General features: G+C 38.9%; 1 pseudogene. It reads right to left on the bottom strand.

The features are described from left to right. Nucleotides 1–275 (bottom strand): annotated as a pseudogene (psaB, locus tag CVH10_RS20240) (photosystem I chlorophyll a apoprotein A2); the annotation flags it as partial.

Below are 275 nucleotides of genomic sequence, written 5' to 3'. Positions count from 1 at the left end.
TTAAGAATAGTGAATTACTATTCTCATTAATAGCATTTAACCAGCCGGGCAACCATATACTTCGACCCGCATTGAATGCTGGGCCATTCGTTGAAGATAAAAGTACATCGAAGCCATATGAAGTTTTACCATGAGCGGATTGTATCCATTGAGCAAATATAGGTTCAATCAAGATTTGTTTCTCCGGAGTGCCAAAAGCAAGCATGACATCATTATGAACATAAAGACCCAAAGTATGGAACCCTAAAAAAAGGCTGGCCCAACTTAAATGGGAT

The sequence above is a fragment of the Halomonas sp. ND22Bw genome (genome assembly GCF_003011945.1).
Classification (GTDB): Bacteria; Pseudomonadota; Gammaproteobacteria; order Pseudomonadales; family Halomonadaceae; genus Halomonas; species Halomonas halophila.
The sequence above is the reverse complement of the archived record's forward strand: the minus strand, read 5'-3'. Positions and strand labels throughout refer to the sequence as shown.